Here is an 18078-nt window from a genome sequence, read left to right as displayed (position 1 = left end):
CCTTGAAATGGCGGCCTATGAAAGACTAGCGGCCGTTTCCATGTCCAATTTTAATTTTGCGCGCGGCCTCAAGGTTGCGTGATTCGAGTGCCCATGCCTGCCATCGATCACCCGCTGATAGACCAATTCCTCGATGCCCTGTGGCTGGAGAAAGGCCTTTCCGATAACACCCGCGATGCCTATCGCAGTGACCTGGCGCTGTTCAACGGCTGGCTGCAGGACAAAGGGCTGGAGCTGGTCAATGCCGGGCGCGAGTTGATACTCGACCACCTGGCCTGGCGTCTGGAGCAAAACTACAAGCCTCGTTCCACTGCGCGCTTTCTCTCGGGGGTGCGTGGCTTTTATCGTTACCTGCTGCGGGAAAAGATGATCTCGGTCGATCCGACATTGCGCGTTGATATGCCGCAACTCGGCAGGCCGCTGCCAAAGTCCTTGTCCGAGGCGGATGTGGAAGCCTTGCTGAAGGCGCCCGATTTGAGCGAGGCCATCGGCCAGCGCGACCGGGCCATGCTTGAAGTGCTGTATGCCTGTGGTTTGCGGGTGACCGAGCTGATCAGCCTCACCCTGGAGCAAGTCAATTTGCGTCAAGGCGTGTTGCGAGTGATGGGCAAGGGCAGCAAGGAGCGGCTGGTGCCGATGGGCGAGGAGGCGATTGTCTGGGTCGAGCGCTATATGCGTGATGCCCGCAGCGAACTGCTTGGCGGGCGTCCCAGCGATGTGTTGTTCCCGAGCCAGCGTGGCGAGCAGATGACCCGCCAGACCTTCTGGCACCGGATCAAGCACCAGGCCAAGGTGGCGGGGATCGGCAAGTCGCTGTCGCCACACACCTTGCGCCATGCCTTCGCCACGCACCTGCTCAACCACGGCGCAGACCTGCGGGTGGTGCAGATGCTGCTGGGGCACAGCGATTTATCGACGACGCAGATCTACACCCATGTTGCCCGAGCGCGTTTGCAGGATCTGCATGCCAGGCATCACCCCCGGGGTTGACCGAAAAACCTGTGGGATTGTGCAGCCACAAATGTCTTGCATCAGGTGCATTCGGCCCTGCGGACCTTATGTGATAGGCTGGGCCGGTTTGCACGATGGGCGGTTATGACCCGGTGTTTCGGCACGGGCGTTCTGATCGTCCCATATGTTCGCCTTCAGGAGTTCTCATGCGTCTGACCCAGATTTTCGCCGCCGCAGCCATTGCGTTGGTCAGCACCTTTGCCGTCGCCGATGACGCGGCCGACAAAGCCATTCGTAAAAGCCTGGAAAACCTCCAGCTCGAAGTGCCGGTAGAGACCATCACCGCCAGCCCGTTGCCAGGCCTGTACGAAGTCAAGCTCAAGGGCAGCCGTGTGCTGTACGCCAGCGCCGACGGCCAGTACGTGGTCCAGGGCTACCTGTTCGATCTCAAGGACGGCAAGCCGGTCAACCTGACCGAGAAGACCGAGCGCCTGGGCATCTCCAAACTGATCAACAACATTCCGGTTGCCGAAACCGTTGTCTACCCGGCCATTGGCGAAACCAAGTCGCACATCACCGTATTCACCGACACCACCTGCCCGTACTGCCACAAGCTGCACGCCGAAGTGCCTGAGCTGAACAAGCGCGGCATCGAAGTGCGTTACGTCGCGTTCCCGCGCCAGGGCCTGGGCTCGCCGGGTGACGAGCAACTGCAAGCGGTGTGGTGCTCGAAAGACAAGAAAGCGGCCATGGACAAAATGGTCGACGGAAAGGAAATCAAGGCCGCCAAGTGCGATAACCCGGTTTCCAAACAGTTCGCACTCGGCCAGTCGATCGGCGTGAATGGCACACCGGCCATCGTTTTGGCCGACGGTCAGGTCATTCCGGGCTACCAGCCTGCGCCACAAGTCGCCAAACTGGCGCTGGGCGCGAAGTAAATTCGCATCGTCACGGCGAGCCTTGACGATCATGGTCCGGCAGCGACATTCGCCGGGCCATCAATAGAGAGCCGCGAGCATGCGGTTGTTTTCACGGCCGGCCTCGAGTCGGCCGTTTTATGGGGAGTTCACAGTGAAACCGGTCAAAGTAGGCATCTGTGGGTTAGGAACCGTCGGTGGCGGTACCTTCAACGTACTTCAGCGCAACGCCGAGGAAATTGCTCGTCGTGCCGGGCGTGGGATCGAAGTGGCACAAATTGCCATGCGCACGCCAAAGCCTCAGTTCCAAACGACCGGTATTGCGATTACCAACGATGTCTTCGAAGTGGCCACGAACCCTGAGATCGACATCGTTATAGAGCTGATGGGCGGCTACACCGTTGCCCGCGAGCTGGTACTCAAGGCCATCGAGAATGGCAAGCATGTGGTCACCGCGAACAAGGCGCTTATCGCCGTTCACGGTAATGAAATTTTCGCCAAGGCCCGCGAGAAGGGCGTGATCGTTGCGTTCGAAGCGGCGGTGGCCGGTGGCATCCCGGTGATCAAGGCGATCCGCGAAGGCCTGTCCGCCAACCGCATCAACTGGGTGGCCGGCATCATCAACGGCACGGGCAACTTCATCCTCACGGAAATGCGCGAGAAGGGTCGCACCTTCGAAGACGTATTGGCCGAAGCCCAGGCCCTGGGTTACGCCGAAGCCGATCCGACCTTCGACGTCGAGGGTATCGACGCGGCTCACAAGTTGACGATCCTGGCTTCGATTGCGTTCGGTATTCCGCTGCAATTCGACAAGGCCTACACCGAAGGCATCACCAAGCTGACCACCGCCGACGTGAACTACGCCGAAGCGCTGGGTTACCGCATCAAGCACCTGGGCGTGGCGCGCAGCACCGCGGCCGGTATCGAACTGCGCGTGCACCCGACGCTGATCCCGGCCGATCGCCTGATCGCCAACGTCAACGGCGTGATGAACGCGGTGATGGTCAACGGCGATGCTGCCGGTTCGACCCTGTTCTACGGCGCTGGCGCCGGCATGGAGCCGACTGCTTCGTCGGTGATCGCCGACCTGGTGGACGTGGTCCGCGCCATGACCTCCGACCCGGAGAACCGCGTGCCGCACCTGGCGTTCCAGCCGGACTCGCTGTCGGCTCACCCGATCCTGCCGATCGAAGCCTGCGAAAGCGCCTACTACCTGCGTATCCAGGCCAAGGACCATCCGGGCGTATTGGCTCAGGTCGCGAGCATCCTCTCGGAGCGCGGCATCAACATCGAGTCGATCATGCAGAAGGAAGCCGAGGAGCACGACGGCCTGGTGCCGATGATCCTGCTGACCCACCGCGTGCTGGAACAGCACATCAACGATGCCATCGCTGCTCTGGAAGCTTTGGCGGGTGTGGTCGGTCCGGTTGTACGGATCCGTGTCGAGCACCTGAACTAAGCCGATATCGTTGACCGGGCTCGCTTGCGGGCCCGGCACTACGAACACTGTCCATTGGAGTCAGTCATGCGTTACATCAGTACCCGCGGCCAGGCACCGGCCCTGAATTTCGAAGACGTCCTGCTGGCAGGCCTTGCCACCGACGGCGGTCTGTACGTCCCGGAAAACCTGCCACGTTTCACCCAGGAAGAAATCGCCTCCTGGGCCGGCCTGCCATATCACGAGCTGGCTTTTCGCGTCATGCGCCCGTTCGTCACCGGCAGCATTCCGGACGCCGATTTCAAAAAGATTCTTGAAGAAACCTACGGCGTGTTCGCCCACAGCGCTGTTGCGCCGCTGCGTCAGCTGAACGGCAACGAATGGGTGCTGGAGCTGTTCCACGGCCCGACCCTGGCGTTCAAGGACTTCGCCCTGCAACTGCTGGGTCGCCTGCTCGACTACGTGCTGGAAAAGCGCGGCGAGCGCGTGGTGATCGTCGGTGCAACCTCCGGTGACACCGGTTCGGCCGCCATCGAAGGCTGCAAGCACTGCGAAAACGTCGACATCTTCATCCTGCACCCGCACAACCGGGTGTCCGAAGTGCAGCGTCGGCAGATGACCACCATCTTCGGTGAGAACATCCACAACATCGCCATCGAAGGTAACTTCGATGATTGCCAGGAAATGGTCAAGGCGAGCTTCGCCGACCAGGGCTTCCTCAAGGGCACTCGCCTGGTCGCGGTGAACTCGATCAACTGGGCGCGGATCATGGCCCAGATCGTTTACTACTTCCACGCAGCGCTGCAACTGGGCGGCCCGGCGCGTTCGGTGTCGTTCTCGGTGCCGACCGGCAACTTCGGCGACATCTTCGCCGGTTACCTGGCGCGCAACATGGGCCTGCCGATCAACCAGTTGATCGTCGCCACCAACCGCAACGACATCCTGCACCGCTTCATGAGCGGCAACCAGTACGTCAAGGAAACCCTGCACGCCACGCTGTCGCCATCCATGGATATCATGGTGTCGTCGAACTTCGAACGCCTGCTGTTCGACCTGCACGGTCGCAACGGCGCGGCCATCGCCGGGCTGATGGATTCGTTCAAGCAGGGCGGCGGTTTCAGCGTCGAGCAAGAACGCTGGACCGAAGCCCGCAAGTTGTTCGACTCGCTGGCCGTGGATGACGCGCAAACCTGCGAAACCATCGCCGAAGTCTACGAGCAGACTGGCGAAGTGCTGGATCCGCACACTGCCATTGGCGTGAAAGCTGCGCGGGAATGCCGTCGCAGCCTGGACATTCCAATGGTGATCCTGGGCACCGCCCACCCGGTCAAATTCCCGGACGCGGTGGAAAAAGCCGGTGTAGGAAAAGCTCTTGAACTGCCAGTACATCTTTCTGATTTGTTTGAGCGAGACGAACGTTGCACCGTATTGCCAAATGACCTGAAGGCCGTGCAGGCCTTTGTCAGCAAGCATGGCAACCGTGGCAAGCCCCTGTAACCGGTCAGCGCTGTTACATTTTGAAGCCCGTCTCCTGACGGGCTTTTTCATTTCTGCATGCACACTTGTCGTGTTATCGCCGCGAAGGGACAGGCGAATGGATCACCAAGGACGTGGGAATGCTGTTTACAAGTGTGTTCAAGCCAGTCGCGCGCTGGCTGATTTTATTCGGCATGCTGGGAATCGCCGAATGGGGCGGGGCGAACCCTGCGTCGATTCAGGAGCGTGGAAAGCCTGTCGCACGCTCAATGGTCGTGCTGGATGACCAGGAGTTGCAGTGGATGGCCAGCCATCCACGGGTCGTGGTCACGGCACTGGAATACCCGTTGTACCTGTTCAAGGATGAACAAGGCCAATGGACGGGCTTGAACAGTGACCTGCTCAAGCGCATCAGTGAGATGACGGGGTTGCAGTTCGTTTACCAGGAGTCTTTCTCCACCGACCAGATGCTGGCCCATCTGGAAAACGGCGCTGCGGATTTGAGTACGACGCTGGCGATGAATGACGAACGCAATGCGTTTCTCGATTTCAGCCATGCATTCGGCGGTGCAGGATGGGTCTTTGTCGGGCGGGCCGGGGCACCGCCGGTGCAAACGCTGGAGGATATGGCGAAGCGGGTACTGGTGCTGCCGACCCGGCATGCACTGGAAGCGGTGATCCGTCGCGATTATCCAGCCATCGAATTGCGTTCGGTTAAAACCCACGCCGAAGCCCGTGCATGGGTTGAAAGCGATGAAGCCTACGTCACCATCGAGAACGAAATCGGCGCCCGGCTTTTTCCGTCGGGGCGGTTGCAGGTCGGGGCTGTGGTACCGGGTAAATGGGATGCGGATTATCTGACGTTGCGCAAAGGCCAGCCGCAGCTGTTGAGTATCCTCAATAAGGCGCTTGAGGCGTTTTCTGAACAGGAGTTGCGCGGCCTTCGCCTGAAGTGGTTCGGCGGCGCTACCGTGCCACAGGCGCCTGACCTCTGGCAGCGGATTGACCAGTGGGTTTGCTGGGGCGTGTTGGTGGTCGGCCTGTTCGGTCTGTTGTCCCTGCTCTGGAACCGACGGTTGGCGGTGGTGGTCAGGCAACGGGTCGAGGCCCAAAGCAATCTGCGCGATCAACTCGCTTTCCAGCATGCCCTGATGGATGCCATGCCTGACCCGATGTTTGTCCGTGATCTGCAAGGGTGCTTGATCATGTGCAACAAAAGTTATGAGGACGCCTTGTCGACGCGTTTTGACCGGATGCAGGGGCGGCAGTTGATTGAGGTCGACGCCATGCCCAGGCAAACCGCGGAACTGCTGCATGCCGAGTACATGGCGCAATTGAGTTCACGCAGGACGCGCTTTTTCGAGCGTCAATTGATGTTCAAGGACGGAGTCAGGGATATCTACCAGTGGACGGTGCCGTTTTACACGGCCGATGGCCAGCTACGGGGATTGCTGGGGGGATGGGCCGACATCGCCCGGCGCACCCGACAGGCGTGATGATGGCGTTTTTTCTCTGTCATGTTCGCCGTGCATGCTCACTTGACTGGGTTGCAGGTTCGCCTGCGGTCAGTATCCAGAACTTTCTTCTCGGGCCAGCGGTCATTTGTTGTAGGCATGCCCCAGGCACGTTGTTTTCGGACTATTGAGTGGTGATCGGGATGGAAAGTATCAGTCTGTTGCTCGGTGAGGCGCTGAGCCCGTATCAGGTTACGTTGACCCCGTCAGGCATTCGTGGCGAATGCCGGGTGACCCTGAAGAATGCTATGGGCGCCACCGTTGTCGAGCGCGAGTTCAATCAGGCCCAGTTGAATGACAAACGCTTGCTGACGGATGTGGTCGACGGTTTGCATCGCGACGTGCTGATTGCTGAAGGACGTCTTGAGCCTTGTGTCATTGCGGCATTGCGTAATGCGGCGCAGGACAAGCTGCTGGCCAGTCGCAACTGAAAGGTTATTTGCGGGAACCTTCCCGCGCCCAGGTCAGTCAGACTTTGTAACAGCAGGATCAAGCATTGTGCTCCGGTGCTTGTAGCTTGCTGCTACTGGTCTCCAAACAGACCACGTTTAACCCCGAGTCGTCTCCCCACTTCTCGGGGTTTCTTTTGCCCGGGATTTGTCAGGGGGATGCCAGGTCGTCGAAAAACGCCTTGGTATCTTTCAGGTAATCGTTGCGACTCTCCGGATCCAGCCAGGCGGCGTAGGCCTCGTCAAGGCGTTCACGGGGAAGGGTGCGCAGCACCTGGTTGATCTCGACAATGGCCTGCCGGCCCTTTGGCGTGTCGGTGCAACCGATGTAACCGGACAGGTATTTGCCCGCGCCACGGATCGGATAGAACTGCAATTCATCCTCGGCAATGCCTTGCAGAGAGGCCTGGTAGCGAATTTCCGGGCGATAACCCAACAGCAGGCGCAAGCGTCCCAGGCGCTGCATCTGCAGCAGGCTGCCCAAGGCGTCGTTACCGTAATGAGCGGTCAGCGCGTCGGCCGGCGCTTGCTTGAGCAGTGCGTCGAGGTATTCGCCGTAATTGCGCTCGGCAATGATCCCCAGTTTTTCGCTGCCGCTGGCGAGCAGTGCTGCCAGGTCCACTTCGCCGTCCTTGATAAAAGGGGCCAGCGCTTTCTGGTCGACGCGCCGCACGGCCAGGCCATTACTCATGGCACGGAAGACCGGGATGGAAAAGGCGATCCACTGTTCCCGTTCCTTGCTCCAGTTCAGCGCCGCATCGCAGACGAGGGACGGCTCGTGGAGCATTTGCAATCCGCGTGCGCGATTGACCCTCATCACGCTGTGCTGGTATTGCGGCATGCTGGCAATCAACAGTGGAAGCAGTTGATCGATTACGCCCTGGCCTTTTTTCGGCCCCTCGAAGATCGTCAGTGGCGGCAGGTCGCGCTTGAGCCAGATCAGGGTTTCCCTGGTTTGCGCCAGGGCTGAGGGGACCGGTTCAAGGAGCAGAAGCGAAATCGCCAGCACGCACAGCAGCCACCCGCCGCGTGACGGGCAGGGTCCAATGTCCCATGCAGGCAGGCGCCTCAGTTCAGATGGCTCCGTCTTTGCGCAATTGTGCGATCTGCGTCGCGTCATAGCCAAGTTCCTGGAGTACCTGTGCGTTGTGCTCACCCAGTTGTGGCCCGACCCATTCACATTCCCCGGGTGTCTCTGAGAGTTTCGGCACAATGCCCGGCATCTTGAAGTCTTTGCCGTCCGGCAGCTTGGCTTGCAGGAACATTTCCCGTGCCAGGTACTGAGGGTCATTGAACATGTCTTCGGCGCTGAAGATCCGGCTGGCCGGCACTTCGGCCTGATTGAGCTGCGCCAGCACCGTGTCGAGCGGCAGCGAATTGACCCAGCGATCGATGACGCCATAAATCTCGTCGCGTCGGGCATCGCGGCCATCGTTGCTGGCAAGCTGGGTGTCGTTGGCCAGGTCTTCGCGGCCAATGATCAGCATGAAGCGTTTGAAAATCGCGTCGCCATTGGCGCCTATCTGCACGTGCTTGCCATCGGCACTGGTGTGGATCGAGGACGGAGTGATGCCGGGCATGATATTGCCCGTGCGTTCGCGGATGAAGCCGAACACGTCGAACTCCGGGACCATGCTTTCCATCATCGCGAAGATGGCTTCGTACAGCGCCACGTCCACCACTTGCCCCTGGCCGCCGTTGACTTCACGATGACGCAGGGCCATCAACGCGCCGATCACGCCCCAGAGCGCGGCAATCGAGTCGCCGATGGAAATGCCGGTGCGCACCGGTGGGCGGTCTTCGAAGCCGGTGATGTAGCGCAGCCCCCCCATGGATTCACCGACAGCGCCAAAGCCGGGCTGATCCTTCATCGGGCCGGTCTGGCCGAAACCCGACAGCCGCACCATGACCAGCTTCGGGTTCAGGGCGTGCAGGACGTCCCAGCCCAGGCCGAGTTTTTCCAGGACGCCGGGGCGAAAGTTTTCGATCAGGATGTCTGCCTCACCCAGCAGCTGTTTCAGGATCGCCTGACCATCGGGATGCTTGAGATTGAGGGTCAGGGACTTTTTGTTGCGAGCCTGGACGAACCACCACAACGAAGTACCTTCATACAACTTGCGCCATTTGCGCAATGGATCACCGCCGTCCGGGGATTCGATCTTGATCACGTCGGCACCGAATTCAGCGCAAATGCGCGAGGCAAACGGGCCGGCAATCAATGTGCCCAATTCGATGACTTTCAGACCGGAAAGCGGTTTGGCGGTGAACGGCATGCTGGATCCTGTGGGGCAAAGGTTGGGCGAATAGAGCGTTTTAGCATAGCCGACTGTCCGACGCTCCAGCTTGATGGTGTTCAATTCGTGGATTGCCCGTTGCATCGGTTAGACTTGCCGCCTTTCCTCGTATCAAGAAGCCCGTTCATGGCCCAGCCGTCCACGACCTACAAGTTTGAACTGAACCTCACCGACCTCGACCGCAGCGTCTATGAGAGCGTGAAGCAGACCATCGCCCGTCATCCTTCGGAAACCGAAGAGCGCATGACCGTGCGCCTGCTGGCCTACGCCCTCTGGTACAACGAGCAGCTGTCTTTTGGCCGTGGTCTGTCAGAAGTGGATGAACCGGCCTTGTGGGAAAAAAGCCTGGATGACCGCGTCCTGCACTGGATCGAAGTCGGCCAGCCGGATGCCGAGCGCCTGACCTGGTGCTCGCGCCGCACTGAGCGTACCAGCCTGCTGGCCTATGGCAGCCTGCGTGTGTGGGAGGGCAAAGTGGTGCCGGCGGTGAAAAACCTGAAGAACGTCAACATCGCTGCCGTGCCTCAGGAAGTCCTGGAAACCCTGGCCAAAGACATGCCCCGCGTCATCAAGTGGGACGTGATGATCAGCGAAGGAACGATTTTCGTCACCGACGACCGTGGTCAGCACGAAGTCCAGCTGCAGTGGCTGGCCGGTGAGCGCGGCTGATTTTTCGCTGCTGCACCGCGTCACCCGGTCTTATCCTACGTATTGAAGAGAAGCATCTTTCACCCCATGCGCATCGAACCTCGCCAGCTGCCCGACACCCTGCCATTCCTCGGTGATATTCCGCCGCTGTTGACCCGCCTGTACGCGGCTCGGGGCGTGCTGTCCGAGGCGGAACTGGACAAGAGCCTGGCGCGGTTGATTCCGTTCCAGCAACTCAAGGGCATCGATGCGGCGGTGGATTTGCTGGTCACGGCACTTGAGCAGCGTCAGCGCATCCTGATCGTCGGCGACTTCGATGCCGACGGCGCGACGGCCAGTACCGTGGGCACGCTGGGCCTGCGTTTGCTGGGTGCGGCACATGTCGATTACCTGGTGCCCAACCGATTCGACTACGGCTACGGCCTGACGCCGGAAATCGTCGCGGTGGCGCTCGAGCGTCAGCCGTATTTACTGATTACCGTCGACAACGGCATCTCCAGCGTCGAAGGCGTGGCAGCGGCGAAAAAGGCCGGGCTCAAGGTGCTCGTCACCGATCACCACTTGCCCGGTGACGAACTGCCGCTGGCCGATGCCATCGTCAATCCGAACCAGCCCGGTTGCGAGTTTCCGAGCAAGGCGCTGGCCGGCGTCGGGGTGATTTTCTACGTGCTGATGGCCCTGCGCGCGCGGCTGCGCGAGCTGGGCTGGTACACAAGCACGCCGCAGCCGAATATCGGCGAACTGCTCGACCTGGTGGCTCTGGGCAGCGTGGCCGATGTGGTGCCGCTGGATGCCAACAACCGGATTCTGGTGCATCAGGGCCTGGAACGGATTCGCGCCGGACGTGCCCGGCCGGGGATCAAGGCGATCCTGGAAGTGGCCAAGCGCGATCATGCGCGCATCACCTCCACTGACCTGGGTTTCATTGTCGGGCCACGCCTGAACGCTGCAGGGCGCCTTGACGATATGAGCCTGGGCATCGAGTGCCTGCTGACCGAAGACGCCGGTCTGGCCCGTGAGATGGCGGCGCAACTGGACGGCATGAACCAGGATCGCAAATCCATCGAGCAAGGCATGCAGCGCGAAGCGCTGGCACAGCTCAAGGATCTGCCGGTGGAGTCGATGCCGTTCGGCTTGTGCCTGTTCGATCCCGAGTGGCACCAGGGGGTCATCGGTATCCTCGCGTCACGGATGAAAGAGCGCTATTTCCGCCCGACCATCGCCTTTGCCGATGCCGGGGATGGTTTGCTCAAGGGCTCGGGGCGTTCGGTCCAGGGCTTTCACATCCGCGACGCCTTGAGCGTGGTGGCGGCGCAGCATCCGAATCTGATCACCAAATACGGTGGGCACGCGATGGCGGCCGGCCTGACGCTGCCGGAAGCGAATTTCCCCTTGTTCGCCGAAGCCTTCGACGCTGAAGTGCGCCGGCAACTGCGCGAAGAAGACCTGACGGGCCGTCTGTTGTCGGACGGCACCCTGGCGGTGGAAGAGTTCCACCTGGAACTGGCACGTGCCCTGCGGCATGCCGGCCCTTGGGGTCAGCACTTCCCGGAGCCGTTGTTTCATGGGGTATTCCAGTTGGTCGAGCAGCGTGTCGTTGGCGAGCGGCACCTTAAAGTCGTGCTCAAAAGTGAGTGTGGTTCGGTGAAACTCGACGGCATTGCCTTCGGGATCGACCGCGACATCTGGCCGAATCCGACCATCAAGTGGGTGGAACTGGCCTACAAGCTCGACCTCAACGAGTTTCGTGGCAACGAGACGGTTCAATTGATGATTGCCCACATCGAACCGCGATAGTGCGTTAAAGATCAAAAGATCGCAGCCTTCGGCAGCTCCTACAAAGGCATGACGTACACCTGTAGGAGCTGCCGAAGGCTGCGATCTTTTCTTGAACCCTCCACTGATCTCCGATGTCGACTAGGCTCTAAGCACTGCTTGATTTTGGCCTTGTGACGTCTTGTCGAATTTTTTGCCCGCGGGGGCGGGTGTTGTACCTTTTTCCTGTCACTCGTCGACTATTCAAACAGAACCTGGAGCCTGCCCACTGATTCGAGAGGTGCCCCATGAGTCTGCTGCTTGAACCCTTTACCCTTCGCCAATTGACCCTGCCCAACCGCATCGCGGTATCGCCGATGTGCCAGTACTCCAGTGCCGATGGCCTGGCCAATGACTGGCACCTTGTCCACCTCGGCAGCCGCGCTGTCGGCGGGGCCGGGCTGGTGTTTACCGAAGCCACGGCGGTCACCGCCGACGGGCGTATCACGGCCGAGGACCTCGGTCTTTGGAATGACGAACAGATCGAACCCCTGCAACGTATCACCCGCTTTATCACCGCCCAGGGCGCCGTTGCCGGCATTCAGCTGGCTCATGCCGGGCGTAAGGCAAGCACCTACCGGCCGTGGCTCGGCAAGCATGGCAGCGTCAAGCCCGATGAAGGCGGCTGGGTGCCGGTCGGCCCTTCACCGATTGCATTCGATCCACAGCACACCCAACCCAGGCAACTCGATGACGGCGAGATCGCCAAGGTCATCCAGGCCTTTGTCGATGCGGCAAAGCGCTCACTGACGGCCGGTTTCAAGGTGGTCGAAGTGCATGCGGCCCATGGTTACCTGCTGCATCAGTTCCTGTCGCCGTTGAGCAATCAGCGTCGCGATCAATATGGCGGTTCGTTCGAAAATCGCATTCGGCTGGTGCTGCAAGTCACCGAAGCGGTGCGTGCGGTGTGGCCTGAAGAGTTGCCGGTGTTTGTCCGGGTATCGGCCACCGACTGGGTGGAAGACGGCTGGAACCCCGATGAAACCGTGGAGCTGGCACGACGCCTCAAGGCCCTGGGGGTCGACCTGATCGACGTCTCGTCGGGCGGGACGGCGGTGAATGCGGAGATTCCCACAGGGCCGGGTTACCAGACCCGCTTCGCCGAGCGGGTGCGCAAGGAGTCGGGCATGGCCACCGGTACGGTCGGCATGATCACCGAGCCGGCCCAGGCCGAGCACATCCTGCGCACCTGTCAGGCGGACATCATCTTCCTCGCTCGTGAGTTGTTGCGCGATCCGTACTGGGCGCTGCACGCGGATGACGATCTGGGCGGGCACAAGGCTGTATGGCCGGCGCAGTATCAGCGGGCGACTCACCGTGAGCAGCCGATTCATGAATCGGATTTGCGCGACTGAAATCCAACGATACGAAAAAGCCCCTGAATCGCGAGATTCAGGGGCTTTTGTTTATGCCGGTGACCGATCAGGCCGCTTCGATCTTGCTGCGGTTCTTTTCGACCTGGCTCAGGTAGCCCTTGAGCTTTTCCTGTTCGGCCGTCGTCGTGAACAAGCCGAGCTTGCTGCGACGCCAGAGGATGTCGTGGGCGCTGGTGGCCCATTCTTCGCTGCACAGATAGTCGACTTCGCGGGTGTAGAGACCGCCGCCGATGTGCTCGCCCATATCGCCGAGGTCCTGTACGCCTTCGAGCATGCGCCAGGTACGGCTGCCGTAGGTGGTGGCCCAGCGGCGCGCGATCTCGCTCGGTACCCAGTCGAATTTGTCGCGGATACGCGAGCTCAAGGCTTGCGGGGTGGTCATGTCTTCACCGCCCGGCAGCGTGGCGCTGGCGGTCCAGCTTGGCTTGATGTGCTTGAAGTAGGGTGCCAGTTGCGCCAGTGCCGACTCAGCCAGTTTGCGATAGGTGGTGAGCTTGCCGCCGAACACCGACAGCAACGGAGCCTCTTCGCCAGTGCCAGACAGCGCCAGGGTGTAATCGCGGGTCACGGCCGACGGGTTGTCGGACTCGTCGTTGCACAGCGGACGCACACCTGAATAGCTGTGCAGAATGTCGTCGCGGCTAATTTGCTTTTTGAAATGGGCGTTGACTACGTTCAACAGGTAATCGGTTTCGCCGTCGGTAATTGCCACTTTCGCCGGATCGCCGGTGTATTCGCGGTCGGTGGTGCCGATCAGGGTGAAGTGATTCAGGTACGGAATGGTGAACACGATGCGCTGATCTTCGTTTTGCAGGATGTGCGCGTGTTCGCCTTCGTACAGTTTCGGCACGATCAGGTGGCTGCCCTGGATCAGGCGGATGCCGTATGGCGACTCCATCTTCAAGTCATCACGAATGAACCTGGCGACCCATGGCCCGGCCGCGTTCACCAGTGCCTTGGCGCGGATCGAAAACAGGCTGCCGTCGGCGCGTTCCAGGTGCAGGTGCCACAGACCCTTGGTGCGGCGTGCGCTGACGCAGCGGGTCTGGGTATGAACGTGGGCGCCTTTTTCCCTGGCGGCCATGGCGTTCAACACCACCAGGCGCGCGTCATCGACCCAGCAATCTGAGTATTCGAAGCCCTTGGTGATCTCGCTTTTGAGCGCGCTGTCGGGGCCGAACTTCAGGCTTTTCGAACCTTGCAGTTGCTCGCGCTTGCCCAGGTTGTCATAGAGGAACAGACCGGCACGAATCATCCAGGCAGGGCGCAGGTGCGGGCGGTGCGGCAACACGAAACGCATTTGCTTGACGATGTGCGGAGCCTTCGCCAACAGCACTTCACGTTCGGCCAGGGCTTCGCGCACCAGGCGGAATTCGTAATGTTCGAGGTAGCGCAGGCCGCCGTGGATCAGCTTGCTGCTGGCCGACGAGGTATGGCTGGCCAGGTCATCCTTTTCACAAAGGAACACCGAAAGACCGCGACCGGCGGCATCCGCTGCGATCCCCACGCCATTGATCCCGCCACCGATGACGGCGATATCGTAGACCTCGGCGAGAGGGGGCGTAGGCAAGGTGGAAGTGGGCATCGGCACGGCCTCGGAATTCTTTGATGTTCTGTATTTGAATTCGAACATTAATGTTCATTTGCGAAAATACTAGCCCATAAAGACGCGCACAGCCAGTCAGCTTCGATTGAAAATACTCATCGAAGGGCGGTTAAAGGAAAATTTACGAACATAAAAGCAAAAGATCGCCCGAGCGCGGGGCGATCTTTTAAGACTGGGAAGGGGTTAAACGACTTCCAGCCGAACCTTGTGCTGGTTCAACAACTGCGCCAGCGCCGGGGAAGGCTGCTGATCGGTGACCAGGCAATCAACCAGGCTGATCGGCCCCAAGCGAATCATGGCGTTGCGCCCGAACTTGCTGGAGTCGGCCGCGAGGATCACTTGCCGGGCATTGGCGATGATCGCCTGGGATACCCGCACTTCCTGATAGTCGAAGTCCAGCAGGCTGCCGTCTTCATCGATGCCGCTGATGCCGACCAGGGCGAAGTCGACCTTGAACTGGTTGATGAAGTCGACACTGGCCTGACCGACCACGCCGCCGTCACGCCGTACATTGCCACCGGTCAGCAGTACGTCGAAGTCGTCCTTGGCACTGAGCATGGAGGCGACGTGCAGGTTGTTGGTGATGATTTTCAGGTGGCTGTGGTTGAGCAGTGCCCGGGCAATGGACTCGGTGGTCGTGCCGATGTTGATGAACAACGAGGCATGGTCGGGAATCTGTGTGGCAATGGCTTCGCCGATACGCTGTTTCTCGTCGCGCATCTGATCGGCGCGCATGGCGTAGGCGGTGTTTTCAACGCTGGAGTCGTAAGCCGCGCCGCCGTGGTAGCGACGCAACAAATTGGCTTCCGCGAGCTGATTGATGTCGCGGCGAATGGTCTGCGGGGTTACTACGAACAGAGTGGCCATTTCCTCGATGCTGACATAGCCGCGTTCGCGGACCAGTTCGAGGATTTGCTGCTGACGGGGAGGCAGATTCATGGGGCGTCCTTTGGGCTGCCGTGCAAAATTTGCCCATGATGCCGCAGGAATCCCCTCCCTACCAGTTACATACAGATACGGGAACTGGAGTTCGCTTATTCAGCCTCGTCTTCAGCCGCCCAATTTCGGGTGCGGCTGACCGCTTTTTTCCATCCTGCGTAGAGTTTTTCCTTCGCCGTTTCATCCAGCGTCGGCTCGAACTGGCGCTCGATCACGGCCTTGCCGCGCAACTCTTCCAGGCTACCCCAGAAGCCACAGGCCAGGCCTGCCAGGTAAGCCGCGCCCAGTGCCGTGGTTTCGCGCATTTGCGGACGCTCGACCTGCGTGCCGAGGATGTCGGCCTGGAACTGCATGAGGAAGTTGTTGGCCACAGCGCCGCCATCCACGCGCAGGGCCTTGAGGCGTTCGCCGGAGTCCTGCTGCATGGCGTCGAGCACGTCGCGGGTCTGGTAGGCAATCGACTCCAGCGCGGCACGAATGATGTGATCCACGCGTACGCCGCGGGTCAGGCCGAACAGTGCTCCACGGGCGTACGGGTCCCAGTAGGGAGCGCCAAGACCGGTAAAGGCCGGCACCAGGTACACGCCGTTGCTGTCCTTGACCTTGTTGGCGAAGTATTCGGTGTCGTGGGCGTCGTTGATGATTTTCAGTTCGTCACGCAGCCACTGCACGGTAGAACCGCCGTTGAACACTGCGCCTTCCAGCGCGTAAGCGACTTCGCCACGTGGGCCGCAAGCGATGGTGGTGAGCATGCCATGTCGGGATTTCACCGCTTTGTCGCCGGTGTTCATCAACAGGAAGCAGCCAGTGCCGTAGGTGTTTTTCGCCTGGCCTGGCTCGACGCACATCTGGCCGAACAGGGCGGCTTGCTGGTCGCCAGCGATGCCGCCGATGGCGATTCCGCTTTTGGTGCGGCCATAAATTTCCGAGGACGATTTAACTTCCGGAAGCATTTCGCGCGGAATATCCAGCACTTCCAGCATCTTCGCGTCCCACTCCAGGGTGTGGATGTTGAAGAGCATGGTGCGCGAAGCGTTGGTGTAGTCGGTGACATGCACCTTGCCGCCGGTAAATTTCCAGATCAGCCAGCTGTCGACCGTGCCGAATAGCAGCTCACCGTTGCGCGCGCGTTCGCGGCTGCCTTCGACGTTGTCGAGGATCCACTTGAGCTTGGTGCCGGAGAAGTATGGGTCGGTGACCAGGCCGGTGGTATCGCTGATGTATTGCTCGTGGCCATCGCGCTTGAGTTGCTGGCAGATCTCGGTGCTGCGGCGGCACTGCCAGACGATCGCGTTGTAGATCGGGCGGCCGGTGTTCTTGTCCCAGACCACGGTGGTTTCGCGCTGGTTGGTGATGCCGATGGCTGCCACCTGGTCGTGGTGCAGGCCGGCTTGCGCCAGGGCCTCGACCATCACGGCGCTTTGGGTGGCGAAGATTTCCATCGGATCGTGTTCGACCCAACCGGCTTGCGGGTAATGCTGCGCGAACTCCCGTTGGGCGGTGCAGACCACGTTCGCGTCGCGGTCGAAAATGATCGCGCGGGAGCTGGTCGTACCCTGATCGAGGGCAATGATGTAGTTCTTATTCTGTGTGTCGGTCATGTCGATTGCCTTGGACGAAATAAGGGAGTGAGGTCTGGCGCGCGATCAAAGGGCAGTGGCACGCGCCAACGGTATCAAGAAGTTCTGGGTTTGCCGTCAATGGCAGCTGTTGCATCCTTTGTAGCAGGTACGGCGCTGGGCAGATGGCGGGCAATCAACCCGCGATAGGCGGCGGCACCGAGGCAGGCACCGACAATCGGTGCAAAAACAGGAATCAGGAAATACGGGATATCGCGTCCGCCGGTGAAGGAAATTTCACCCCAGCCAGCGAAGAAAGTCATCAGTTTCGGACCGAAGTCCCGCGCAGGGTTCATGGCAAAACCGGTCAGCGGTCCCATCGAACTGCCGATCACCGCAATCAGCAGGCCGATCAGCAGCGGTGCCAACGGGCCTTTGGGCAGGCCATTATTGTCATCGGTCAGGGACATGATCACGCCCATCAGGATGGCCGTGATGATCACCTCGACCAGAAATGCCTGGGCGGTGGTCAGCACAGGATTCGGAAAGGTGGAGAACACGGAGGCCAACTCAAGGCTGGCTTGAGTGCCGCGAACCATGTGGTGTGTTTGTTCGAATTCGAAAAATAGATTGCTGTAGAGGGTGTAGACCAACAACGCTCCACAGAAAGCGCCCGCCACCTGGGCAAGTACGTAGAAAGGCAGTTTACGTTTTTCGAAGTCCGCGAAAATGCTCAGGGCAATGCTGACGGCGGGGTTCAGATGAGCACCGGAAACTCCGGCGGTAAGGTAGATCGCCATGCTGACGCCGACGCCCCAGATAATGCTGATTTCCCACAAGCCAAAACTGGCACCCGCGACCTTGAGCGCGGCAACACAACCTGTACCAAAAAAAATTAGCAGCGCCGTACCCAGGAACTCGGCCATGCATTGGCTCGAGAGCGACGGTTGTTGTAAAGCAATTGTCATTGAAACCTCTTTTTTTTGTTGTCTGGCGCTTTTATCCATCATGGTCGGAGCGCGTTTTTCGCCGAGGCAGGATCCCCATCCTGGTCGCGGTTTACTGCTGGGTGCAGCGGTAGGACGTTTCGTACAGT

General features: G+C 60.1%; 15 protein-coding genes. 9 read left to right on the top strand and 6 right to left on the bottom strand.

Annotated elements, in window-relative coordinates; genetic code table 11:
- Positions 1-93 precede the first annotated feature (93 nt).
- The 6 genes from xerD (at position 94) to ASD95_RS17490 (ending at position 6727) form a co-directional block, all read left to right on the top strand.
- Complete coding sequence (xerD, locus tag ASD95_RS17515; RefSeq protein ID WP_056726159.1) at positions 94-990, top strand: site-specific tyrosine recombinase XerD; 897 nt, start codon at positions 94-96, stop codon at positions 988-990.
- Positions 991-1157: 167 nt separating this feature from the next.
- The gene (gene dsbC, locus ASD95_RS17510) at positions 1158-1889 is read left to right on the top strand and encodes a bifunctional protein-disulfide isomerase/oxidoreductase DsbC (RefSeq protein ID WP_056726158.1); all 732 of its coding nucleotides are present in this window, start codon (positions 1158-1160) and stop codon (positions 1887-1889) included.
- A gap of 133 nt (positions 1890-2022) precedes the next feature.
- Positions 2023-3327, top strand: coding sequence for a homoserine dehydrogenase (locus ASD95_RS17505; protein WP_007998527.1), 1305 nt, complete (start codon positions 2023-2025; stop codon positions 3325-3327).
- Between the two features lie 66 nt (positions 3328-3393).
- On the top strand, positions 3394-4803 hold the full coding sequence (gene thrC / locus ASD95_RS17500; RefSeq protein ID WP_056726157.1) for a threonine synthase: 1410 nt from the start codon (positions 3394-3396) through the stop codon (positions 4801-4803).
- A gap of 119 nt (positions 4804-4922) precedes the next feature.
- Positions 4923-6278: a transporter substrate-binding domain-containing protein gene (locus tag ASD95_RS17495; RefSeq protein ID WP_056726156.1), complete on the top strand. Its 1356-nt coding sequence runs from the start codon at positions 4923-4925 to the stop codon at positions 6276-6278.
- A gap of 161 nt (positions 6279-6439) precedes the next feature.
- A complete protein-coding gene (locus tag ASD95_RS17490) occupies positions 6440-6727 on the top strand; it encodes a DUF3509 domain-containing protein (protein ID WP_056726155.1) in 288 nt (95 codons plus the stop codon).
- A gap of 169 nt (positions 6728-6896) precedes the next feature.
- Here ASD95_RS17490 and ASD95_RS17485 read toward each other — a convergent pair whose 3' ends face one another.
- Together ASD95_RS17485 and ASD95_RS17480 are read right to left on the bottom strand one after the other, a co-directional pair.
- Positions 6897-7865, bottom strand: coding sequence for a TIGR02285 family protein (locus ASD95_RS17485; RefSeq protein WP_056726154.1), 969 nt, complete (start codon positions 7863-7865; stop codon positions 6897-6899).
- Positions 7819-9018, bottom strand: a complete 1200-nt coding sequence (locus tag ASD95_RS17480; protein WP_056726153.1) for a CaiB/BaiF CoA transferase family protein — start codon at positions 9016-9018, stop codon at positions 7819-7821. Before ASD95_RS17480 ends, ASD95_RS17485 begins: the two co-directional genes overlap by 47 nt.
- 147 nt (positions 9019-9165) lie before the next feature.
- Here ASD95_RS17480 and ASD95_RS17475 point away from each other — a divergent pair, with 147 nt between their 5' ends.
- The 3 genes from ASD95_RS17475 (at position 9166) to ASD95_RS17465 (ending at position 12857) form a co-directional block, all read left to right on the top strand.
- Entirely contained in the window at positions 9166-9708 is a 543-nt protein-coding gene (locus tag ASD95_RS17475; RefSeq protein WP_007971297.1) for a YaeQ family protein, read from the top strand.
- A gap of 66 nt (positions 9709-9774) precedes the next feature.
- Entirely contained in the window at positions 9775-11484 is a 1710-nt protein-coding gene (gene recJ / locus ASD95_RS17470) for a single-stranded-DNA-specific exonuclease RecJ (RefSeq protein ID WP_056726152.1), read from the top strand.
- A 266-nt stretch (positions 11485-11750) separates the two neighbouring features.
- Positions 11751-12857: an NADH:flavin oxidoreductase/NADH oxidase gene (locus tag ASD95_RS17465; RefSeq protein ID WP_056726151.1), complete on the top strand. Its 1107-nt coding sequence runs from the start codon at positions 11751-11753 to the stop codon at positions 12855-12857.
- Between the two features lie 67 nt (positions 12858-12924).
- Here the strand turns inward: ASD95_RS17465 and glpD are convergent, their stop codons facing one another.
- From glpD to ASD95_RS17445, 4 genes are all read right to left on the bottom strand, one after another.
- Complete coding sequence (gene glpD, locus ASD95_RS17460; RefSeq protein WP_056726330.1) at positions 12925-14463, bottom strand: glycerol-3-phosphate dehydrogenase; 1539 nt, start codon at positions 14461-14463, stop codon at positions 12925-12927.
- A gap of 204 nt (positions 14464-14667) precedes the next feature.
- Entirely contained in the window at positions 14668-15423 is a 756-nt protein-coding gene (locus ASD95_RS17455; protein ID WP_056726150.1) for a DeoR/GlpR family transcriptional regulator, read from the bottom strand.
- 95 nt (positions 15424-15518) lie between these two features.
- Positions 15519-17024 (bottom strand): glycerol kinase GlpK, encoded by a 1506-nt coding sequence (glpK, locus tag ASD95_RS17450; protein ID WP_056726149.1) that lies wholly within the window; start codon positions 17022-17024, stop codon positions 15519-15521.
- 74 nt (positions 17025-17098) lie between these two features.
- Positions 17099-17950 carry an MIP/aquaporin family protein gene (locus tag ASD95_RS17445; protein WP_056726148.1) on the bottom strand — a complete coding sequence of 284 codons (852 nt, stop codon included), beginning with the start codon at positions 17948-17950 and terminating at the stop codon, positions 17099-17101.
- Between the last annotated feature and the right edge of the window lie 128 nt (positions 17951-18078).

The organism is Pseudomonas sp. Root71, from assembly GCF_001429045.1.
In the GTDB taxonomy this organism is placed as follows: domain Bacteria; phylum Pseudomonadota; class Gammaproteobacteria; order Pseudomonadales; family Pseudomonadaceae; genus Aquipseudomonas; species Aquipseudomonas monachiensis.
Note: the sequence above shows the minus strand (reverse complement) of the source record. Positions and strands in the feature narration are given on the sequence as shown.